The sequence below is a fragment of the Gottfriedia sp. NPDC056225 genome, from assembly GCF_042267765.1.
Lineage (GTDB): Bacteria > Bacillota > Bacilli > Bacillales > Bacillaceae_G > Gottfriedia.
Genome location: NZ_JBHJTJ010000009.1, coordinates 12099 through 33689, shown reverse-complemented (window position 1 = coordinate 33689; position 21591 = coordinate 12099). Strand labels below are relative to the sequence as shown.

21 protein-coding genes are annotated in these 21591 nt (G+C 31.2%); 16 read left to right on the top strand and 5 right to left on the bottom strand.

What is annotated here, in order from left to right:
• The first annotated feature begins 27 nt into the window (after positions 1 to 27).
• The 4 genes from phaC (at position 28) to ACFCYN_RS08540 (ending at position 3712) form a co-directional block, all read left to right on the top strand.
• Positions 28 to 1110: a class III poly(R)-hydroxyalkanoic acid synthase subunit PhaC gene (gene phaC / locus ACFCYN_RS08555; RefSeq protein ID WP_172445402.1), complete on the top strand. Its 1083-nt coding sequence runs from the start codon at positions 28 to 30 to the stop codon at positions 1108 to 1110.
• A gap of 106 nt (positions 1111 to 1216) precedes the next feature.
• Positions 1217 to 2434, top strand: a complete 1218-nt coding sequence (locus ACFCYN_RS08550) for an NAD(P)/FAD-dependent oxidoreductase (RefSeq protein ID WP_172445401.1) — start codon at positions 1217 to 1219, stop codon at positions 2432 to 2434.
• A 79-nt stretch (positions 2435 to 2513) separates the two neighbouring features.
• The gene (locus ACFCYN_RS08545; RefSeq protein ID WP_375948732.1) at positions 2514 to 3182 is read left to right on the top strand and encodes a DUF421 domain-containing protein; all 669 of its coding nucleotides are present in this window, start codon (positions 2514 to 2516) and stop codon (positions 3180 to 3182) included.
• Between the two features lie 23 nt (positions 3183 to 3205).
• Positions 3206 to 3712, top strand: coding sequence for a DUF3189 family protein (locus ACFCYN_RS08540; protein WP_172445399.1), 507 nt, complete (start codon positions 3206 to 3208; stop codon positions 3710 to 3712).
• A 37-nt stretch (positions 3713 to 3749) separates the two neighbouring features.
• Here ACFCYN_RS08540 and ACFCYN_RS08535 read toward each other — a convergent pair whose 3' ends face one another.
• Positions 3750 to 4229, bottom strand: coding sequence for a spore coat protein (locus ACFCYN_RS08535; protein WP_172445398.1), 480 nt, complete (start codon positions 4227 to 4229; stop codon positions 3750 to 3752).
• An 88-nt stretch (positions 4230 to 4317) separates the two neighbouring features.
• Here ACFCYN_RS08535 and ACFCYN_RS08530 point away from each other — a divergent pair, with 88 nt between their 5' ends.
• The gene (locus ACFCYN_RS08530; RefSeq protein ID WP_172445397.1) at positions 4318 to 4839 is read left to right on the top strand and encodes a DinB family protein; all 522 of its coding nucleotides are present in this window, start codon (positions 4318 to 4320) and stop codon (positions 4837 to 4839) included.
• A 69-nt stretch (positions 4840 to 4908) separates the two neighbouring features.
• Here the strand turns inward: ACFCYN_RS08530 and ACFCYN_RS08525 are convergent, their stop codons facing one another.
• Positions 4909 to 5253, bottom strand: a complete 345-nt coding sequence (locus ACFCYN_RS08525) for a DUF3905 domain-containing protein (RefSeq protein ID WP_172445396.1) — start codon at positions 5251 to 5253, stop codon at positions 4909 to 4911.
• 210 nt (positions 5254 to 5463) lie between these two features.
• The gene (locus tag ACFCYN_RS08520; RefSeq protein WP_172445395.1) at positions 5464 to 7206 is read right to left on the bottom strand and encodes a B12-binding domain-containing radical SAM protein; all 1743 of its coding nucleotides are present in this window, start codon (positions 7204 to 7206) and stop codon (positions 5464 to 5466) included.
• Between the two features lie 529 nt (positions 7207 to 7735).
• Between ACFCYN_RS08520 and mtnB the strand changes: the two genes are divergently transcribed.
• The 4 genes from mtnB (at position 7736) to ACFCYN_RS08500 (ending at position 11609) form a co-directional block, all read left to right on the top strand.
• Positions 7736 to 8371 carry a methylthioribulose 1-phosphate dehydratase gene (mtnB, locus tag ACFCYN_RS08515; protein ID WP_098120538.1) on the top strand — a complete coding sequence of 212 codons (636 nt, stop codon included), beginning with the start codon at positions 7736 to 7738 and terminating at the stop codon, positions 8369 to 8371.
• A gap of 313 nt (positions 8372 to 8684) precedes the next feature.
• Positions 8685 to 8873, top strand: a complete 189-nt coding sequence (locus tag ACFCYN_RS08510) for an aspartyl-phosphate phosphatase Spo0E family protein (RefSeq protein WP_172445394.1) — start codon at positions 8685 to 8687, stop codon at positions 8871 to 8873.
• A 69-nt stretch (positions 8874 to 8942) separates the two neighbouring features.
• Entirely contained in the window at positions 8943 to 9392 is a 450-nt protein-coding gene (locus ACFCYN_RS08505) for a MarR family winged helix-turn-helix transcriptional regulator (RefSeq protein ID WP_373604977.1), read from the top strand.
• A 522-nt stretch (positions 9393 to 9914) separates the two neighbouring features.
• A complete protein-coding gene (locus tag ACFCYN_RS08500) occupies positions 9915 to 11609 on the top strand; it encodes a M3 family oligoendopeptidase (RefSeq protein WP_375948727.1) in 1695 nt (564 codons plus the stop codon).
• A gap of 348 nt (positions 11610 to 11957) precedes the next feature.
• Here the strand turns inward: ACFCYN_RS08500 and ACFCYN_RS08495 are convergent, their stop codons facing one another.
• On the bottom strand, positions 11958 to 15035 hold the full coding sequence (locus tag ACFCYN_RS08495) for an efflux RND transporter permease subunit (RefSeq protein ID WP_375948726.1): 3078 nt from the start codon (positions 15033 to 15035) through the stop codon (positions 11958 to 11960).
• A 190-nt stretch (positions 15036 to 15225) separates the two neighbouring features.
• Here ACFCYN_RS08495 and ACFCYN_RS08490 point away from each other — a divergent pair, with 190 nt between their 5' ends.
• The gene (locus ACFCYN_RS08490; RefSeq protein ID WP_257131702.1) at positions 15226 to 15336 is read left to right on the top strand and encodes a DUF6254 family protein; all 111 of its coding nucleotides are present in this window, start codon (positions 15226 to 15228) and stop codon (positions 15334 to 15336) included.
• Between the two features lie 211 nt (positions 15337 to 15547).
• On the opposite strand, the gene ACFCYN_RS08485 is transcribed toward ACFCYN_RS08490, so the two are convergent.
• Positions 15548 to 15733: a YkvS family protein gene (locus ACFCYN_RS08485; RefSeq protein ID WP_114341729.1), complete on the bottom strand. Its 186-nt coding sequence runs from the start codon at positions 15731 to 15733 to the stop codon at positions 15548 to 15550.
• Between the two features lie 176 nt (positions 15734 to 15909).
• Between ACFCYN_RS08485 and ACFCYN_RS08480 the strand changes: the two genes are divergently transcribed.
• The 6 genes from ACFCYN_RS08480 (at position 15910) to ACFCYN_RS08455 (ending at position 21407) form a co-directional block, all read left to right on the top strand.
• A complete protein-coding gene (locus ACFCYN_RS08480; RefSeq protein ID WP_375948724.1) occupies positions 15910 to 16218 on the top strand; it encodes a spore germination protein GerW family protein in 309 nt (102 codons plus the stop codon).
• A gap of 115 nt (positions 16219 to 16333) precedes the next feature.
• On the top strand, positions 16334 to 16528 hold the full coding sequence (locus ACFCYN_RS08475; protein ID WP_375948722.1) for a hypothetical protein: 195 nt from the start codon (positions 16334 to 16336) through the stop codon (positions 16526 to 16528).
• Between the two features lie 368 nt (positions 16529 to 16896).
• Complete coding sequence (nrdI, locus tag ACFCYN_RS08470; RefSeq protein ID WP_172445389.1) at positions 16897 to 17256, top strand: class Ib ribonucleoside-diphosphate reductase assembly flavoprotein NrdI; 360 nt, start codon at positions 16897 to 16899, stop codon at positions 17254 to 17256.
• The gene (gene nrdE, locus ACFCYN_RS08465; RefSeq protein WP_172445388.1) at positions 17243 to 19327 is read left to right on the top strand and encodes a class 1b ribonucleoside-diphosphate reductase subunit alpha; all 2085 of its coding nucleotides are present in this window, start codon (positions 17243 to 17245) and stop codon (positions 19325 to 19327) included. Before nrdI ends, nrdE begins: the two co-directional genes overlap by 14 nt.
• A 135-nt stretch (positions 19328 to 19462) precedes the next feature.
• On the top strand, positions 19463 to 20431 hold the full coding sequence (gene nrdF / locus ACFCYN_RS08460; protein ID WP_172445387.1) for a class 1b ribonucleoside-diphosphate reductase subunit beta: 969 nt from the start codon (positions 19463 to 19465) through the stop codon (positions 20429 to 20431).
• Positions 20432 to 20450: 19 nt separating this feature from the next.
• On the top strand, positions 20451 to 21407 hold the full coding sequence (locus ACFCYN_RS08455; protein ID WP_375948720.1) for a quinone oxidoreductase family protein: 957 nt from the start codon (positions 20451 to 20453) through the stop codon (positions 21405 to 21407).
• Positions 21408 to 21591 lie beyond the last annotated feature (184 nt).

The following is a 21591-nucleotide window of genomic DNA, read 5'->3' as shown; positions in this document are numbered from 1 at the left end:
TGAACTTTATCAAAAGGGGGGAATAGTGTGATTAGTTCACAAAAGTTAGAAGAAGCTACGGAATCACTTCCAAGCGGATTAAAAGAATCATATAAAAGATTGAAGAAAACTGCAGATATTCTTATAAAAGAAGGGGAGCCACTAGTAGGTCAATCTCCTAAAGAAGTCATTTGGACTAAAAATAAGAGTAAATTGTATCATTATATACCAACTACTTCAAAAAAAGTAAAAAAGACTCCGATCTTACTTATTTATGCGCTAATTAATAAGCCTTATATCCTTGATTTAACGAAAGGTAATTCTTTTGTAGAATATCTTGTTAATGAAGGATTTGATGTTTATTTATTAGACTGGGGTACTTTTGGTTATGAAGACCGACATTTGAAATTTGACGATTTCATTCATGATTATATTGCGAAAGCTGTAAATCGCGTTCTTCGTTTTTCAGGTGCAGAGGAAATATCATTATTAGGTTATTGTATGGGCGGCACTTTAACTAGTATTTACGCATCTCTTTATGAAAATGCACCAATTAAAAACTTAATATTCGTAACTAGTCCATTTGATTTTTCAGAAACTGGATTATATGGATCGTTTTTAAATGAAAAATACTTTGCATTAGATAAAGCTGTCGACACATTAGGAAATATACCACCTGAAATGATTGACTTTGGTAATAAAATGTTAAAACCAATTACTAATTTCGTTGGGCCTTATGTAACTTTATTAGATCGATCTGATAATACAAGATTTATTAAGTCGTGGCAGTTAATGCAAAAATGGGTTGCAGACGGTATTCCTTTCCCAGGTGAATCATATCGTCAATGGATTCGTGAATTTTATCAACAAAACAAATTATTGAATGGTGAACTTGAAATTAGAGGTAGAAAAGTAGATGTATCAAACATACAAGCTAATGTATTAAATATATCTGCAACTAAAGACCATATTGCAATGCCATGCCAAGTAGAAGCTCTAAATGAGCATATTTCTAGCGTAGATAAGCAATATGTATCGATTCCATCTGGCCATGTTTCAATTATGTTTGGACCAGTTTCTCTAAAAACAACATATCCGACAATTGGAAAATGGTTAGCTGAAAGATCATAAAAAATTAAATTTAGCTTAAAAAAATCTCACTTTGAAAAAAGTGGGATTTTTTTCATTCAACTGACAAAAACTACCTTAAATAATGATTAATGAAAGGAGTAGACATGTGAAAAGTATTAGCGGTGTTTTATATTGGCCAACAACTTACATTAATTCGCACCCAGAATTAGATAATATTAAATCACTAGATGAGGATCTAGTATGTGATTTTGTAATAGTAGGAAGTGGTGAGTCAGGTGGCTTATCCGCGTATTTCCTAAGTCAAACAGGAGCAAAAGTAGTATTACTAGATAAACGAAAAGTTGCTCATGGAAGTACAAGTGCGAATACCGGACTACTACAATATACAAACGATAAATCATTAAATTCATTTATTAACTCTTTTGGAAGAGAAAAAGCCGTTCGTCATTATCAATTATGTGTTGAAGCTATAAAAGGAATTGAAAAAATGTCAAAAAAAATTGAAATTGATCCAGATTTTATAAAAAGAAAAAGTTTATATTATGCAAGTGATTTAGACGGAAAAGAAAATATTGAATTAGAGTATAAGGTGTTAACGGAACATGGATTTAATGCTGAGTTATTTACAAAAGCCCAAATAAAAGAGAAGTTTAATTTTACAAAGGAACTTGCACTTTTCACTGGTGATGACGCTGAAGTTAATCCGTATAAATGTGCCCATGGCTTACTTTTATATGCTATGAAGCGAGGGTTAAAGGCATACTCTGATACCGAAGTAACGCGGATCATTGGTTCAAAGGAAGGTGTCCAACTTTTTACGAACACTAAACATACGATTCGTGCTAAAAAAGTTATTTTTGCTGGAGGTTATGAATCTCTAGAAGTAAAAAGTGAAAAAAATGCAGTCTTGACTTCGACATTTGCAATTGCAACACAGCCGTTACTTGAAAATAGTAATGCATGGTATGAAGACTGCTTAATTTGGGAGACTGCAAGGCCATATCTTTACTTGCGCACAACTGTTGATGGAAGAATTATTGTTGGCGGTCTTGATGAACCTACAATCATACCAGAAAAGCGTGAATCAATGTTATTTCATAAAAAAGAGCAGCTTATAAAAAATTTAGTAGAGTTATTTCCACATCATAAAGATGCAAAAGCGGAATTTTATTGGACAGGCGCATTTGGAGGAACGCATTCCGGCTTACCAATGATTAGAGAATACAATGAATATCCAAACTGTTTGTTTTTAATGGCGTATGGAGGTAATGGAACTGTATATAGCTATGTATTGGCAAAAATATTAAAGGATCTAATTACGGTTGGCTCTCATCCTGACGCACATCTTTATATGGAAAATTGATTTATTTGGAATTTTTTCAAGTTATCTATTAAAACTATAAATAGTCAAAAGTAGTAAGAAAAATATAGGAGTGTATTACATGAGCTATCATGAAATGTTTAGTGAATTATTTTTCGGATATATAGCACTTTTTATCGTAGTTAAAATTAATGGAAAAACACAAATAACACAAATAACACCATTTGATTTGATATCATCTCTAGTGCTAGGAAATATACTAGGAGATGGAATATATGACAAGGAAGCAAATCTCCCAAGAATTTTATTTAGTATTTTTACGTGGGGAGCTCTAATCTTAGTTACCGAAATCATTACTCAAAAGTCACGAAGAGCTAGAAAGTTCTTAGAAGGTGATGCTGCAGTCGTAATTAAGCACGGAGCAATTCAATGGAAAGAATTGAAAAGAAATCGTTTAGATACGGATCAATTGATGCAATTATTAAGAGCGAAAGATACTTTTTCAGTTAGTGAAGTTGCGTATGCTATTTTAGAAAATGACGGAACAATCAGTGTCTTAAAGAAATCCAATTTCGATACGCCTACTAAACAAGATTTGAAAATTCAGATGGAAAAAGAATTTTTACCTGTCGTCGTCATTAGTGATGGGCAAATTATAGAAAGAGCACTTAATTCATTGAAAAAAGACGAAAAGTGGGTACATAAAAAACTTTCTGAGTCAAATTTATCACTGAAAGAAGTATGTTTTGCGGAATGGGATTCAAAGCAATTACATTTACATACATATTAAAACAAAATTTGAGGATGAGATGAATGAAATATTATATTTATTACTGTTTTGGGGGCACACATTCTTCACCATTGGCTGCTGCATATCACTTGAAACAATTACCACTTGATCGCCAGCCAACAACGGAAGAAGTAAAGAATACTTACTTATTCAATAAACTAAAACCAAAAGATGGTGGAAAACTATTTTTTCATGGTGAAGACGAAAACGGGAATCAAGTATATACAGTAGCAAAAAGATATACTAAAAATGTGCCGACAGCTATAGAGACTCTAGGGAAAATCTTATTAAATGAGGATGATAAAATTATTTTATCAAGTTCATCGCCAACAGTACCATTAGCGATGACTTTAGGTGGATTTACATCAAGATTTTTGCATATAGATTTTATTGGAGTTCCATTACTTGTATTAGGAGCAAAGCAAACATATCTAAATTTAATAAAATTAGTTGAAAATACAAAAAGATATAATTACCTAGCAGCTGAAAAGGTCACTTGTTTAGATAATAAGAATTTCAATAAAGATTAAAGAGCAAACAAAAATGGACGTAAAAAACGTCCATTTTTTAATATGGCATTTTTAATACGTCCATTGCCTTTTTAGCGTCGTTTTCGATTAGTTTATTAATATTGTATACTGAATATTGACCTTGTTTTGATAAATAAGTAAAAATTTGAGTGTGCAAATTATTTACTGCTACTAGTTGTTTAACAAATGTGTTATTTAAATCAGGAGTTGCTGTTTCAGTAAGTGCATTTGCATACATTTTAGTTAACACTTTTGTAGCAGATAATAAATCTTCTGCATTCATTTCACTCGCTAATTTATCACTTGCTGCATCTCTTTCTCCAATTGTAATGTTGGTCATAAATTTAAGTAAGTCACGTAAGTTATTTTCAAAAGTAGTAATGGATGTTTTATATAATTCTTTTAATCCTGCATCTGAAACATTTTTTATATTTGTTTTAAGTTTAAATAAAAAGTAAGTTGTAGTTGCTACGATTTCGTGCAACTCTAAGGTCTCATGCCAAGCAAGTGTTCTCATAATAATCCCTCCTCTACTGTACAAATTTATTCAGAAGGACATGATTCTATGACAAAATAAGGACAGAGGGCATGGGAGAATAGAGCTTATGTTAAGGAGGGAATGGACTGGTGAAGAAATCAAAATACCTAACCTTTACCAAGTCTTAAAAATGTATGTAGAAAATGTAATTAATCAGTTAAGTTTAAGTGTAAAGACTGTTTTTGAAATGATTGAGTTAATAACTGAAGAAGATTTAAATTTCAGACCGATTGATGATAAGAAATCGATTGGGGAGTTAGCACAGCATTTGTGTGAGTTAATAGGTGCTGATTTGAAAATTATGAGTGGAGTAAGTCAAGAGGCGATGGTAGTATATTATACCGAAGTCCAATGTACATCTTTAATTGAAATGAAAAAATTATTACAAAAAAATTTACATGATTTAAATGAACACTATTTGAAAATGAATAGACAGGATTTATTTGAAGAAGTTACTTCATATTGGGGATTAAAATACTCTAGATTTGAATGGCTATTAGAAATTCTAGTTCACTTCACACATCATAGAGCCCAGTTACATACACTACTAGCCCAAAAAAAGGGCAAAATCAATATAGCTTTATTTTAAAACGCAAAGTAAGGATAAAGGTTTTCCCTTTACCCTTTTCTTTCTTTATACTTGAGTTTATCCAATTAATCAGTCCCTAGTTTCATGTTGCGGATGCATAAATTGTTTTGTTGGTTCACGCTTTTTCGATTCTAGAAGTGCAGCGTTTTCTGCAGTTGCCCATCCAATATCATTTGTAGGATGAACCCATTCGTCACCTGCCATAACTGAAGGATCTACATCTTCTGACCAATTATTTAATGGAGAGTTAGGAGAACTATATTTACTGTCGCCGATAACTACACCCTTTGAATTAACAAATGGTTCCTCCATTTTAATGTTTGTTCCCTTAAAAGATGGGAAATTTGATATATGTGGTATTGTGTCTTGCATTACTGGTGAGTCGATTTCAGTATTGTCTTTTTTTCTTTTCATATTAATATCACCTCTATTTACAAATTATTATTTGCTAATTAGTGAAATCAATACAAAAGAAGGCTGTCGAAAAAATCAACAGCCTTTTCTATTGGCTAAAAACGTAAAGTATGTTCAAAATATAGAAGTACTTCTTCGATTTCTACTTTCGGATGTTTCCTTCTGTAGAGAACAGCGCATCCTTATCTCGCCTGAAATATTTCAGCTTAATTATGCTTCAATTTTATAAAATGAAGGTGATAATGTTTTTGGTGAGAAATAAATTAACATTGCATATTTACCAGTTCGATATTCTCCAGTCAATAAGAAATGTTCTACATCAAATGATAAAGGTTCAATTATTGTGTGTTTATAAATTTCTTTTTCGTTTAAGCTAAGTTTAATAAAATTTGAACCAAGTTGTTCAGGATCTTCGATAATTCGCTTATAAATATCTTTCGAATAGTCTTGAGTAGTTACTTCGTCCCACCAAGGTTTACGAGGTTTGTATTTATGGTTTAAGTAATAATCAACCTTCATAATATCTTTCACGATTGGATCATTTTTAATTTGATAATGAGTTAAAAATTCATTTAATCGTTTAAACAAATCTTCAAGCTGATGCCCGATTCTAGACCAACCGCGTTCCTCCCAGAATGAACCGAATAATTGGAAGAAATCAAACGGACTTTCGAATTCATTTTTAATTAAATATTCTATTGTATTATTTGTTCGATGATCATTCCAATATTTTTCAAGTACGTCTTCAACTTGTTTTATTTTTACAATATCATCGAATGAAAGGACGTTATTACCTAACACTTCATACGGAGCATAATCCATATAGACATAATCATGCTCATGAGCTCTTAAGCGTACGCCAGTACCTCTTAGCATTTTTAAGAAACCTAGTTGCAGTTCTTCTGGTCTTAATTCAAATACATCATTGAAAGTTTGACGAAATGAATTGTAATCTTCTTCAGGTAAACCAGCTATTAAATCCAAATGTTGATCTATTTTTTCTCCATCTCGAACTAGTGTGACCGTTCGACAAAGTTTCTCGAAATTCTGTCTTCTCATTACTAATTCATTTGTAGCATCATTTGTTGATTGAACTCCAATTTCAAATCGGAATAGTCCTTTAGGTGCATTATCATTTAAAAATTCGATGACCTCTGGACGCATAATATCCCCAGTAATCTCAAATTGAAATACGGTTCCTTCCAAATGTTCATCAATTAAAAATTGAAACATATCCATAGCATAACTACGACTAATATTAAAAGTTCGATCTACGAACTTAAAAACTTTTGCTCCGTTTGCCATAAGATAACGTATATCATCTTTAATGACCTCTCGATTAAAGTATCGAACTCCTACTTCAATAGAAGATAAACAAAATTGACAATTAAAAGGACAGCCTCGGCTTGTTTCGATGTATTGAATCCTTTTACCTAAAAATGGTAAATCTTCTTTAAATCGATAAGGCGAAGGAATTGTTGTTAAATCAATCTTTTCAGTTTGTGGTTTGATAATATTTTTACCTTCATCTCGATAACCAATGCCATTTATTGAAGTGAAATCATCTCCATTATCAATGGCCTGAATTAATTTCTTTACAGTAATTTCACCTTCACCAATTGTTATGACATCAATTTCTTTGACTCTGTCTAGCCAATAGTTCACATCATAGCTTACTTCAGGTCCACCAACAAAGATCGTAACAGTAGGATCAATTTTTTTATACATTCGGACGACTTCAATTGTTTGTTCAATATTCCAAATATAACAACTAAAACCAAGAATAGTTGGTTTACGCTTATATAAGTCTGTAATGATATTAAGACTTGGATCTTTAATCGTATATTCTGCTAGTTCGATATCGTATTCAGGTTGTGCATAAGCCTTAATGTAACGAATACCTAAATTAGTATGAATATATTTTGCATTTAATGTTGCCAAAACAATGTTCATTAAAATACCTCATTCTAAAATATTTTCGATTTATTTTATCATAAAATAGTAAGATTACTAAATTATGAAAGAGTGGGAATGACCTAAATAATGAAATAAATGCAAAACATCTCAAAAACGCATTTTAAAAGTATGAATTGAATTAACGAAAGTTAGTTTTGTTCTCTAAATACTAATCGGTTCTAGAGAAGATATTCTTCACATTTATTACTAATAAGACATATAATTTACTAAATACAAAAAAGTTTCCTTAGGGAAAGAAAGGATAAGCAAATGAGTAGAAAAATAGTATTTTTCACGTATTTGTGTAATAAAATTGGAGTACTGTCAAATCAAGATGTAAAAAAAGTATTAAATCAATAAGTTCTATCAAAAAACCATAAAAGATGTAGAAAATTGATGTTCGTTCATTTACTTAGAACTATTGACAATGAAGACCGACACATGACATAATTTTAATAAATAGTAAGAATAGTTTGAATTTTTAACGTTGTCCAAATAGATAGTCTAAATAAGTGGAGGTGTAGATATGAGTTTATTTTTAGAACAATGGAAAAAGCTTGCAAATATTAAATGTGATTTGGCAAAAAGAGATTGGTTTTATGGAACGAGCGGGAACCTATCAATGAAAATTTCAGACGACCCATTATTGTTTCTTGTAACAGCAGATGAGAAGGATAAAAGAGCACGTTGTGATGAAGAATTTATCGTTGTTAATAATTTAGGTGAGCCTGTATTTGATACGGTATTAAAACCATCACTTGAAACATTGATTCATGCAAATATTTATGAAAAAACAGCTGCTACTTGTGTGTTGCATGTACATACTGTAGATAATAATGTTATTTCTGAATTATTTGGTGATGAAGGACAGGTTGAGCTTGAAAATAACGAAATGATTCATATATTAACGAGCTCATATTTTGAAAATAAAATAACCGTTCCGATCATTGAAAATGCTCAAGATATGGAATCTTTTAACCGTGCTTATACACCTTTTTTAACAAATGACTTTGGGGCAGTTCTAGTTAGAAATCATGGGATAACCGTTTGGGGAAGAAATCCCCTAGAAACGAAGAAATGGTTAGAAGGAATAGAATTTCTAATTAGCTATAAAGTTAAATTAATGATGATCCAAGGCCATAAAATAAAAGCAGGCAATTAATTAGAAATGAAAAAGCTGAATTAGTAATGGTAAATAATTTCCATTACATTTCGGCTTTTTTATTTTATAATAGTAGATAAAGTAAAGTCTTTTTTGATATTAATTCAAAAATAATTAACTTAAGCAGGATTTAATAAAAAATCGTCAAATTTATTAATATAAGTGGTAATACATAAACAAAAATAGACCTACTAGGTAATTTTGCTTAGTAGGTTTCATATTTTATCTATTTTAGATAGAATGAATAATAATAAAAAAAAAGAAAGACATAATACGTGTAATTAAATCATCCTGTAGAAGGGAATTTAGTCTAATGAATGAATATCAACTCAGCCATTTATTATTATCTATTTCCATAAAAAGAGAAGAAATGGTATTTTTTGCGGAAACTAAAGGTTTGAATGAGCATTTGACCTTAAAAGCCAGTCAAGAATTGGACGAGTTAATTATTTCATACCAAAAAAAACTACTAAGCGTAAATAAATCATTTTCAATGAAATAAACTTAAAAAAGGTTAATCAGTATAAAATAAAAATAGAATCCGAAACGTAAACGAAATTGAAGGGGTATTATTATGGAAGAAACAAATAGAGAAGATATAGAGCTTTCTTTAAAACTATTTATTGTATTATCGCGTGCACATAGAAAAATCAATGATTCAGCTAACAAATCAATTGCTAGCTTTAATTTGAATCCAACTGAATTTGCAGTATTAGAACTACTGTATCACAAAGGAAATCAACCGCTTCAACATATTGGTGAAAAAATATTAATAGCAAGTGGAAGTATTACATACGTTGTAGATAAACTTGAGAAAAAAGGACTAGTTTATAGAAATCCTTGTAGCGCAGATCGCAGAGTAATCTATGCGGAAATAACTGAAAGTGGAAATAAATTAATGGAAGAAATTTTTCCTATACATGAAAAATTCTTACATGAACAAATGAGTGATCTTTCAAATGAAGAAAAGAATTTCTTAATCCACTTATTAAAAAAAATTGGATATCATGAGTCTAACTGATAAAACGGCGTTAAGAAGATCAAGTTTAAAAGATCATTTTGTTTTATATAATTTTCTAAGATAGCACAGGTCTAGTATTGACGTGACTATATGTTGTAACTAAAAAAAGCACATAAATGTAGATTACACCCCTTAAAGTAGATGTTGAAATACCCATAGCCTGGGCAACGTTGATTTTAAGGGGTGTTTTAATAGCTTCTAGTGAAATTAATTGCAGTTTTACTTATTTTAAAACCAGATTCTCTATTATTAATTGCATTTTGATCTTTATTCCCAGATTTTGATTTTTTATTAGTGCAGCCAACGGTTTTTAACTCTTCAAATTTTATTTAAACTACTTTCCCTTAACTATTTCTTCTAACTTTTTTAACTTTTTTTAGACGATAAACCGAAAAATTCACCATTTATTTTATAGTTTAAATAAAATGTTATTTAAATTGTCAGAAATTTATTGAAAATTAGGTTTTTTTACTAGAAGATTTTATATATAATAGCAATATCACAAAAAATGGAGGGATTAACATGGGTTTTCAAGATTACCAGTATTCTAGACCAAGTATTAAGAACTTAGGTGAACAGTTTAAACGCTCTTTACAAAATTTCTACGATGCTTCAACAGTCTATGAACAAGAATTAGCAATGAATGAAATTAATGACTTAAGAAATGAATTTTCAACAATGGAAAATTTATGTGCAGTTCGCCATTCAGTTGATACGAACGATAAGTTTTATGAGGATGAGCAGGCGTTCTTTGATGAAAACACTCCAATTGTTCAATCGTATGGACAACAATACTATAAAGCATTAATTGGTTCACCATTTAGAGAGCAACTTGAAGCTAAATATGGAAAACAATTATTTGCTTTAGCGGAATGCGAAGTTAAGATTTTAAGTGAGGAAGTCATTCCAGATTTACAAGAAGAAAATAAACTAACAACTGAATATGCTAAGTTAGTAGCGGCTGCTAAACTGCCATTTTACGGTGAAGTGAAAACGTTAGCACAAATTTCAGCGCATTTTGAAGACAAGGACCGAGAAGTTAGGAAAACAGCTTATGATACATACTTTGGATACTTCTCTGAGAATCAAGATAAATTTGATGAAATCTATGATAAATTAGTAAAGATTCGAACACGTATTGCTACTAAACTTGGTTTTTCAAACTTCATCGAGCTAGGCTATGCACGTATGATGAGAACAGATTACGATGCAAATGATGTTAAAAAGTTTAGAGAGCAAGTACTTGAAACAATTGTTCCAATTGCAACAGAATTAAGGGAGCGCCAAGCTAATCGAATTGGCGTGGATCAACTTTATTATTATGATGATAAATTTGAATTTGTAACAGGTAATGCAACGCCTAAAGGTAGTCCTGAGTGGATTATTGAAAACGGTAAAAAAATGTACGATGAGTTATCGAAAGAAACAAGTGAATTTTTCAACTTTATGTTAAAGGAAAATTTACTAGATTTAGTTGCTAAGGAAGGAAAACAAGGTGGGGGATATTGTACATATATTCCAAACTATAAAGCTCCATTTATTTTCTCGAATTTCAACGGAACATCTGGTGATATTGACGTTTTAACACATGAAGCCGGCCATGCATTTCAAGTTTACGAGAGTCGTAAATTTGAAACACCTGAGTACAACTGGCCAACATATGAGGCTTGTGAGATTCATTCTATGAGTATGGAATTCTTTACATGGCCTTGGCAAGAAGAGTTCTTTAAGGAAGATACACAAAAATATTATTTTACGCATTTAAGTAGTGCAGTTACATTTATTAGTTATGGCGTTGCAGTAGATGAGTTTCAACATGAAATCTACGCGAATCCTGAATTAACACCTGAAGAACGACACGGGCTTTGGAAGAGAATAGAAGCAAAATATTTACCTCACCGAGCAAATGATGGAAATAGTTATTTAGAAAAAGGTGGATTATGGCAAAGACAAGGTCATATTTATCAATCTCCATTCTATTACATCGATTATACATTAGCTCAAATTTGTGCATTACAAATCTGGAATAAAATGCATGAAGACAGAGATACAGCATGGTCCGATTATGTTGGGTTATGTCAGTTAGGCGGAAGTCAGTCATTCTTAGGATTAGTTAAAGAAGCTAAACTTGAATCACCATTTAATGATGGCTGTATTGAGACAACATTAGAGCCTGTTAGAAAGTGGCTAGCAGGAGTTAATGATAAAAACTTATAAATAATTTAGAGGTGTCCCAAAGTAAACGTGGGGCACCTCTTTTTTTATTTGGTGGTATTTTAAAGATAAGTAGACAAATATAGGTCGCAGTGTAAATAAAATCGTTGAACATGCAAAGAATGTAAAACGGGAGAATTAGAAATCAGGAACTTAAGTTAAAGGTTGTAGTTCAAATAGGTCAATTTGTCTTTTAAGTCCGGTCTACTACAGTGTTCTATTTGTCTCTCTTTACTATAAAGGGAGCATCCAAGAGAGGGATTCTAATGTTGAATGATTTTCGTAAATAACCAAAATAAAAGGCTGTCGACTAGATCGACAGCCCAAGAGAGCAAGAGTGTATGTTTTTCTTTAATTATTAACTACTTTGGCTATTTCATCAGTTTTAGTATGCTTCTTCGTCTTTTTAGAAAAGAATAACTCATATACAACTGGAATAAACACTAGTGTTAATAAAGTAGATGAAGTTAATCCACCAATTACTGTAATTGCTAAACCTTTGGAGATTAGCGTACCACTAGATTTTGTTAGAGCTAATGGTAGTAATGCAGCTATTGTAGCAAAAGCCGTCATTAAAATTGGGCGTAGTCGGGTTTTTCCGCCTTCAATTATTGCTTGGCGAAGAGGTAGCCCTTTTTGTTCGATATTTTGTCCAATTCGATCGACTAATACGATAGCATTTGTCGTTACGATCCCAATTAGCATTAATAAGCCAATCATTACACTAATAGATAGTGGTTCGTTTGCTATGAAGAGAGCTACGAAAGAACCAATTGGTACAAAGACTAATGCTGATAAAATGATAAATGGTATTCGAGCTTTTCCAAAAGTAATTAACATTGTTAAATAGACTAATCCGATTGCAACTCCCATTGCTACGCCTAAATCTTTAAAGGTTTGAGTCGTATCGTCACTTCCACCGCCACCTTGTAATGTTACATCTGATGGTAAAGATACATCTTTTTTCACATCATTGATGACTTCATTAGTTACTTTTGCAATATCTTTTCCTTGAATTTGAGCGGATACTTTCGCGAATATTTTACCATCTAATTTTTGAATGGCAGAATACGTCTCAATCGTTTTAACTTGGGCTACATCTGATAATTTAATCGGTCCTAATTTCCCAAATAAATTTATATTTTTAATATCTTCTACCGATTGTAGGTCCTTATTATAAGTTAATTGTACATTTTGATCTTTACCGTCGATTTTTAATATACCCATATTTATTGGATTTGTTTGATCGGCAACTAATCCTAGTATCATTCCAGCAGAAAGACCATTTTCTGAAACTTTTTTCTCATCAATTGAAACAACTACTTGCTTTTGTTTTTCAGAGAAATTATTTGTAACATATTTTAAGTGATTGTTATTTTTCATATAGTTTTCAACTTTTTTAGCACTTTCTTCGAGTGCAACTAAATTATTAGAGTATAAATTGATGTCGACGTTATTATTTGTTGGCGGACCTCCAGAAGAGTTTTCTTGTATGGTTACTTTAGCACCTTGAACTTCTGATTTTGCCAATTTTTCCATTTTTGTTTTTGTGTTTTTAATAAACTGATCGACATCTGCACTTTGTTTTAAATTAATAAAATAGCTAGCTTTATTTTCTGTTTTAAGACCAGTCATAAAGTCACGACTACCAACGCCAGTAGATACTTCTTTAACTTCATTCATATTTAAGAACATTTTCTCAATTTTCAATGAAACGTCATTTGTTTTTGCTATTGAAGTTGATGATGGTAATTCAAGTGAAGCTGTAATTGCTCGTGATGATTCATTTGGAATAAATGTAAATCCAAGTCTTCCAACTAACGAGAAAGATCCCGCAAGCATTACTACAGCAATCACGATTACAATCCATTTACGATTTAATGATTTCTCAATTACCTTTCCATACCATAATTGTATTTTTTCTTCGTTTTCTTCAGCTGGTACTCTCTTAAATGCATACCTACCTAAAATCGGGACAATTGTAATAGAAACTAATAATGAAGCTAATAAAGAAAATACAATTGTTAATGCAAAAGGTAGGAATATTTTACTCGTAAATCCACCAACTACACCTAAAGGCAAGAAAACTACAATTGTTGTAATCGTAGAAGATGTTACTGCTTTTAATATTTCTTTAGTAGAAGATAGAATTAAATCATTTGAAATTCCTGCTTTAGATTTACGTATTCTACGGAAAATATTTTCAATCACTACTATACTATCATCAACTACACGTCCTACAGCTACAGCCATACCACCTAGTGTCATAATATTTAACGTTATATCTAATTTAAGTAAGAAAATTGATGTAATTAATAATGATAACGGAATAGAGATAATAGCAATAAATGTAGCTCGAAAGTTACGTAAGAAAATCAATACTGCTAGTGAAGCGAATAGTGCTCCAAGTAATCCTTCTTTAATAAGGGATTCAACGGATTGTTTAACGCCTTCTGCAGAACTGTAACCTACTTTATATGAAAGTTCTTTTTTGTATTTATTTAATACGTTAATGACTTTGTCAGCTACTTCAACAGTATTTGCATCTTGTTTCTTCGTAATTGCCATTGAAATAGCATCGTTTTTGTTATATCGAATTAATTCGTCTTTAGAGTCAACAGATTCAATTTTTGCCACATCACTTAATAACACTTTTGGCGTCTGAGCGGCTTGATTAGGTGTCGTAGAAGCAACGGACGCAGAATGTAGTTCTAAATCCTTTAGTTTTTGAATTGTATCTAACTTTTCTTCGACCCGTATTGGAATCTTAATATTCCCTTCAGTAATTTTTCCAGCAGGGAATGATAGGAATTTTGAACTGATTTGATCTTTGATGCTTGACAGCGATAGCCCTAAATTTGCAATTTTTTGCTTATCTACTTCAATTGAAAGAGCAGTAGATTTTCCTCCACCAATTGAAACGCTGTTTACACCTTCGATTTTATTTAATGCTGGTACAATTTCATCATTTAAAGTTGTTTCAATATTGGATCCGTTTTTTGAAAACATAGAGATGTAATAAATAGGAAAGGAGCCAAATGAGAATCGATCGACCTTTGTTGTTACATTTTCAGGTAAGCCAGCATCCTTTAGTGTATTGTTGATTTGTTGTTCGACTTTGTCCATATCTGTATTAAACGGAAATTCTAGGTTAATAACAGAAACACTTTCGAAAGACGAGCTTGAGAGAGTCTTAATACCTTCAATTGATTTAAATGAGTTTTCAAGTTTTGTTGTAATCTGGTCATTTATATCATCTGGTGCCGTGCCAGGATAGACAACTTGTACTGAAATTGCAGGAAATTCAATATTTGGCAGTTCTTCTACTTTTAATTTTGAATAAGAGTACACCCCTCCAAAGATTAGTAAAAAAGAGATGATAAAAATTGCTACAGAGTTTTTTAAACTAAACTTTGTTAAAAAGTTCATTCATAACATCCTTCCTATAAATAGTAATTTAGTTGTGGTGTGACTTAATCTGAATTTTCAATCTTTTAAACACGTAGCATCAACAGGTTGTTAAATCTCCCTTGAAGTGTTTTGATCTCATTACATAGATTGATCATTTTTGTGAAATGATAAGATAGAAAGAAAGATCTTATTTTAAGGAGTGATAAAAATGACAAAATCAAAAAAAGAAAAGGAACGATTTTGGAATGAAAGAAAGTCGAACCATAATCCACACGATAAAGTAAAATCTTTTAAAGAATTGGACAAAGAAACAAAATAGTCATCTCCTTTTCTAAAGAGTAAATGGTTCCAGTATTTACCTGAATTACCACTAATCATATTTTCACTTGTAATCATAAAAAAAAGTCCCGTGATATACACGGGACCTGAGACTGATTTAAAAAAGTGTTTTAATAAAATTTTAATAGAATTATAAACTATGTAGATTGTACCTTTTAATTTTTGATTATAAGTAGATACTACTAATTTATCTATTCTGCTGCTCTTACTATTTTATAATTTTTATGGTTTACAACTGTTAGCGGTTCCATTTCTAAATCTCTGAAGTTTTCCATTATGGATATGTCAACAATGACAGAATTTTTATTAACTTTTTGAACTCTACCTTTTAACCCCTGTTTAAACTCAATGATATTTCCTGCTTCTGCAATTTTCATGAGCATATCTCCTAACAAAGTTTTGACTTGACACCTTCTATAATGCATGAAAACGGTTTAAAGGTAAAGAGAAAATTTAAATTTTTTTACAATTATGTCTATTTTCATAAGAAATTATGTTTAAAAACCTTTTGATAGGTAAAAATGGTTGTTAGCACTTTCAGGAGGTTAGTTCGTTGAAAGATTGGTTTGAAGAGTTTGAAGTTGAAATTTCAAATGAAATAAAGGATTTAGTTAGCAGTAATACACTTATTGGAGATCCGATTTTATATTTTGATAAAATTATTTTAATACCATTTTTTGAAATGATTGTAGTACTAGGTGAAGCGCATTCATCCTTTGAATTTGCTAGTGTTGGAACTGGTGTTGAAGTAATTCCTAAGGCATTCTTAGTTATAATGGATGGAAAAACAGATGTAATTTTAGTAAATAATAAAAATATGAATTTAGCTGTTTCAGAAAAAATTCTGGACGTAACTTTTTAGTTTCCAATAAGTACATTCTTTGTTAATGTTAACTTTATGAAAGAGAAGAAGGGCAGGAAGAAATTAAAAAATGATTTTTTCCTCGAACCCTGATCTAATAATAAAGGGTGAGAAGATGGAACAAAACGAATTTATACAAGTAATTGATCAACTAGTTAATGGTGAAATTTCAGAAATTCATATTAAGAAAGATGATTTTTTAGCTTTTAGACAAATAATCGTTAATCGAGACGATTTTAAGCACTTTCGTGGTATTGCTAAACACGGAGGCGATGTGACTTATACATATTTGGAAGAAGCCAGAAGTTAAAACAATGTGTTAAATTATTAGGTAAAAAATATTAAAAATTATATTATTTTAATCATGTACTCATTAAAAGTTTGCGAAAAAAAAAAGTTTTTTAAGCTTTTTTTCTTATTTCGCAAGGCGTTAATGAGTACTTTTTTTGTGAAATGTTAATGACTCCATTTGACAAAAAAATCGTTTTACACATTATTGCACTATCCCCCATAATTTGTTAAATTTCATATATTGTTTCATTTCGAGATATATTGTCGAAATGTTTATTTTCTAATTTCAACACCTATATATTGTGTTTGTTCTAAAAAGGTAATACAATATGTAGGTATATAATATAAGTATTTTCAATATTCTTACATATGAACGAGGGTGATAATATGGTGATAGTTTACAGTTCAATGACGGGTAATGTTAAACGTTTTGTCAATAAAATTAGAATGCCGTCAATCCAAATAAAGGATGGATTAAAAATTGAAGAACCGTATATTCTCGTAACCTATACAACAGGATTTGGTAATGTACCTGAAACCGTAAGTACTTTTTTAAGTAGTAATTCGGAATATTTAAAAGCAGTCAGTGCAAGTGGTAATAAAAACTGGGGAGATTCTTTTGCAGCAAGTGCAGATAAAATAGCATCAGACTATCAAGTGCCAGTGTTATCAAAGTTTGAACTGTCAGGGACAAGTCGAGATGTACAATATTTTATTGAGGGAGTGGAAAAGCTTGAGACATATTGAGCTTAATAATGAATTGACGATTAAAAAAGATGGTTTTTTTGATCTCGCAAAAGATAAAGAAGCACTTCTTTGTTTTTTAAAAGAAGTTGAAGATAAAAAAATTCAGTTTTCTTCTTTGAAAGAACGCTTAAATTATATGATTCAAGAAAACTATTATTATAATGTTGAGTTAGAATACTCCTTTGATGAAATAGAAAAATTATATGAGTTAGTTTACAATGCAGGATTCACTTTTCAATCATATATGGCAGCTTCAAAATACTTTAAAGACTACGCATTAAAAACAAATGATGGTAAGTACTATTTAGAAGGCTATGAAGATCGAATTGCGATCGTTGCACTATATTTAGGAAGAGGCAATATTGAAAAAGCATTGAAGTTAGCGAACATGATGATTCAACAAAACTATCAGCCAGCTACTCCAACATTCTTAAATGCTGGAAGAAGTAGAAGAGGCGAGTTAGTATCATGTTTCTTATTAGAAATGGATGATAGTTTAAATTCGATAGGATTTCAGATTAATACAGCAATGCAGCTATCAAAAATCGGCGGTGGAGTTGCACTTAATTTATCGAAGCTTAGAGCACGTGGAGAACAAATAAAGGAAATTGATAACGCTGCAAGTGGTGTTGTTCCTGTAATGAAGCTATTAGAAGATTCGTTTTCGTATGCTAACCAGCTTGGACAACGTAAAGGTGCTGGTGCAACCTATTTAAATATTTTCCACTGGGACGTAGTTGAATTTCTTGATACAAAAAAAATCAATGCCGATGAGAAAAGTAGAATTCAGTCACTTTCAATCGGATTAATTGTTCCAAATAAATTCTTTGAACTAGCTGAGAAAAATGAACCATTCTACGTATTTGCACCATATACAGTGTACAAAGAGTATGGAATTCATTTAGATGATTTTGATATCGATGAAAGATATGAAGAATTAGTAAATAATGATCGCATTAAAAAGAAAAAAATAGATTTAAGTGCACGAGACCTTTTAGTAAAAATTGCTGCGATTCAGTTAGAATCTGGCTATCCATATTTAATGTATAAAAGTAATGCGAATGAGCAGCATGCATTAAAGGATATTGGTGAAATAAAGATGTCTAATTTGTGTACAGAAATCTTTCAACTTCAAGAAACATCAGTTATCAACAACTATGGTGAAGAAGACTTAATCAAACGTGATGTAAATTGTAATTTAGGATCTTTAAACATCGTAAATGTAATGGAAAATAAAGCGATTAGAGAATCTGTACATGTTGGTATAGAAGCTTTAACAGCCGTAGCAGATATGACAGAAATAGAAAATGCACCTACTGTTAAAAAAGCTAATGAAGAGCTTCATTCGGTTGGTTTAGGTGCGATGAATTTGCATGGATTTTTTGCGAAAAATGGTATTGCATATGAAAGTGTTGAGGCAAAGGATTTTGCGAATACATTTTTTATGATGGTAAACTTTTATTCGATCGAAAAAAGTATGTTAATTGCTAAGGAAACAGGTAAAACATTTAAGGATTTCAAAAAGAGTGAATATGCGAAAGGTACTTATTTTGAAAAGTATACTTCTAAATCATTTGAACCTAAAACTGACAAGGTGAAAGAATTATTTAACGGTATTTATATACCTAATGAATTTGACTGGGTTACATTGAGTAAGCAAGTACAAGCATATGGTTTATATAATAGCTATCGTTTAGCAATCGCACCTACACAATCAATTAGTTATATTCAAAACGCTACATCATCGGTTATGCCAATTGTAAATGTTATTGAATCTAGAACTTATGCAAATTCAACAACATATTATCCGATGCCTTATTTATCAAAAAATAGTTTCTGGTATTATAAATCAGCATATGATGTGAACCAGTTTAAGCTAATTGACTTAATCGCTGAAATTCAGCAGCATGTCGACCAGGGGATAAGTACAATCCTATATGTAAACAGTGATGTCTCGACAAGAGAGCTTGCTAGATACTATATTTATGCTAATAAAAAAGGATTAAAGAGTTTATATTACACACGTACTCGCAAATTAAGTGTGGAAGAGTGCATTAGTTGTTCAGTATAAGATAATAGTTAAATAGAATAAATTAAATCGAAATTAAATTACTTGATGGTCTAAGTGAGAAGCTCGAATATAGAATGCTTTAAGCATATTGTTCTATATCATCGGGCTTTCTTTATGATTAGGGGGAAAATATAGATGAAAGCTGTTAACTGGAATAAAAAAGAAGATGATTTTAGTTTAGTATTTTGGAAGCAAAATTTATCTCAGTTTTGGACAGAAGAAGAAATCGTCGTTTCATCAGATAAAAATACTTGGAATACATTAACGAAAGAAGAACAAGCAGCTTTTAAAAAGGTATTAGGTGGACTAACATTATTAGATACTAAGCAGGGCGGAGAAGGTATGCCATTAATCTTAGTTCATTTAAAAAACTTACAAGCTAAAAGTGTACTAGCATTTATGGGTGCGATGGAAGAAGTGCATGCTAAGAGCTATTCACATATTTTTACAACCCTTGCTACAGAAGATGAAATTGATGAGCTATTTAAATGGGTGGACGAGCATCCAATTTTAACGAAAAAATCAGAGTTAATTTCTTCTTATTATTTAAATTTATTAAAGCGTGATGTTTCAGATGAAGAGCTATACATGGCAATGGTTGCAAGTGTATTTTTAGAGAGCTATTTATTTTATAGTGGATTCTTCTTCCCGTTATATTTAGCAGGTCAAGGGAAAATGACCGCAAGTGGAGAAATTATTAATCTTATTTTACGAGATGAAAGTATTCACGGAGTATTTGTAGGATTGTTAGCACAACAAATTTATGACCAATTTAATGATGAACAAAAAACTCGACTTTTCAATGAAACAATGTCATTATTAGTTCAATTGTATGAGATTGAATTACAATATGCAGATGAAATTTATTCTTCAATTGGTCTAGTAGAGGAAGTTAATAAGTTTATTCGATATAATGCAAACAAGGCATTAATGAACTTAGGATTTGATCCTTATTTTGACGAAGAAGATATTAATCCAATTGTTTTAAATGGACTAAAAACAGATACAAAAAACCATGATTTTTTCTCTGTAAAAGGAAATGGGTATGTAAAAGCAGTTACAGTGGAAAAATTAACAGATGAAGATTTTATTTTTGAATTTTAAAAGGTTAGGAAGTATGTAAATGAAAGCACTAGTTTTTAGAGAGTTTGGTCAATCAGACGTATTAAAATATGAAGAAATCCAGGCACCTACCATTTCAACCGACGAAGTTTTAATTGAAATGAAGGCAGTAGGTGTTAATTTTGCAGATATATACCGTCGCAAAGGGAATTATCATTTAGCAGGTGATCCACCTTATATTTTAGGGTACGAGGGTTCTGGAGTTATTACCGAAGTTGGTTCGAATATAACAGACTATAAAGTAGGTGATCGAGTAGCTTTTGCTGATGTTCCGTTTGCAAATGCAGAGTACGTTGCTGCAAAAGAAACTCATATTGTACCAATTCCGGATGAAATTAGTTTTGAAATTGCTGCTTCTATTATGTTACAAGGATTAACTGCACATTATTTAATTAATGATAGTTATAAAATAAAAGCTGGTGATGTTGCTCTTGTACATGCTGTAGCAGGTGGCGTTGGTCAATTATTAACTCAAATGATACGTTTAAAAGGCGGCGAGGTAATTGGATTAACCTCATCTACAGAAAAAAGAGACAAAGCTCTATCAATTGGTGCAAAAGAAGTATTTTTATATAATGAAGACTGGGTATCGAAGGTTAAAGAAAAAAACGGTGTGGATGTAGTGTATGAATCAGTAGGTTCGACAATAATGGATAGCTTTGAAGCTACTAAAATTCACGGAACAGTCGTGTTTTACGGAATGGCTGGTGGAGACCCAGTACATATCGATCCTAGAATGTTAATGGATACATCAAAAACACTAACAGGTGGAGACTTGTGGAATGTTTTAATTTCAAAAGAAGAGAGACTACGTAGAAGTAATGAACTATTTAATTGGATTGCAAATAAACAATTAATCGTACAAGAACCTACCGTGTTTCCTTTAAAAGATGGAAAACTTGCACATGACTTATTAGAAAGTAGAAAATCAACAGGGAAAATTATTCTAACTGTATAAAAAAGAGGATGTCCCAGATTTGTAAAGGGGCATCTTCTTTTTTGTTTTATAGAAGATAGTTACAAGAAAAGTATTAGAAATAAACGATTAGAACGTGAATGTGAAAATTAGAACTGTGAAACGTGCAAATAAGAACTCGGAGTGCAAATAAACTTTGAAAAGTGCAAATAAGAAATTGAACGGT

Excerpts from the sequence above, each read along its gene's own strand:
- ACFCYN_RS08485 (WP_114341729.1), bottom strand. The coding sequence starts at position 15,733 with ATGAAAATTGCAGAAGCAGGAAATATCATTGAGTTTAAACAGGGGTTA.
- ACFCYN_RS08530 (WP_172445397.1), top strand. The coding sequence starts at position 4,318 with ATGTTAAGGAGGGAATGGACTGGTGAAGAAATCAAAATACCTAACCTT.
- ACFCYN_RS08535 (WP_172445398.1), bottom strand. The coding sequence starts at position 4,229 with ATGAGAACACTTGCTTGGCATGAGACCTTAGAGTTGCACGAAATCGTA.
- mtnB (WP_098120538.1), top strand. The coding sequence starts at position 7,736 with ATGAGTTTATTTTTAGAACAATGGAAAAAGCTTGCAAATATTAAATGT.
- ACFCYN_RS08490 (WP_257131702.1), top strand. The coding sequence starts at position 15,226 with ATGACAAAATCAAAAAAAGAAAAGGAACGATTTTGGAATGAAAGAAAG.
- ACFCYN_RS08540 (WP_172445399.1), top strand. The coding sequence starts at position 3,206 with ATGAAATATTATATTTATTACTGTTTTGGGGGCACACATTCTTCACCA.
- ACFCYN_RS08510 (WP_172445394.1), top strand. The coding sequence starts at position 8,685 with ATGAATGAATATCAACTCAGCCATTTATTATTATCTATTTCCATAAAA.
- ACFCYN_RS08500 (WP_375948727.1), top strand. The coding sequence starts at position 9,915 with ATGGGTTTTCAAGATTACCAGTATTCTAGACCAAGTATTAAGAACTTA.
- ACFCYN_RS08475 (WP_375948722.1), top strand. The coding sequence starts at position 16,334 with ATGGAACAAAACGAATTTATACAAGTAATTGATCAACTAGTTAATGGT.
- ACFCYN_RS08495 (WP_375948726.1), bottom strand. The coding sequence starts at position 15,035 with ATGAACTTTTTAACAAAGTTTAGTTTAAAAAACTCTGTAGCAATTTTT.
- ACFCYN_RS08455 (WP_375948720.1), top strand. The coding sequence starts at position 20,451 with ATGAAAGCACTAGTTTTTAGAGAGTTTGGTCAATCAGACGTATTAAAA.
- nrdI (WP_172445389.1), top strand. The coding sequence starts at position 16,897 with ATGGTGATAGTTTACAGTTCAATGACGGGTAATGTTAAACGTTTTGTC.
- nrdF (WP_172445387.1), top strand. The coding sequence starts at position 19,463 with ATGAAAGCTGTTAACTGGAATAAAAAAGAAGATGATTTTAGTTTAGTA.
- ACFCYN_RS08520 (WP_172445395.1), bottom strand. The coding sequence starts at position 7,206 with ATGAACATTGTTTTGGCAACATTAAATGCAAAATATATTCATACTAAT.
- ACFCYN_RS08525 (WP_172445396.1), bottom strand. The coding sequence starts at position 5,253 with ATGAAAAGAAAAAAAGACAATACTGAAATCGACTCACCAGTAATGCAA.
- ACFCYN_RS08545 (WP_375948732.1), top strand. The coding sequence starts at position 2,514 with ATGAGCTATCATGAAATGTTTAGTGAATTATTTTTCGGATATATAGCA.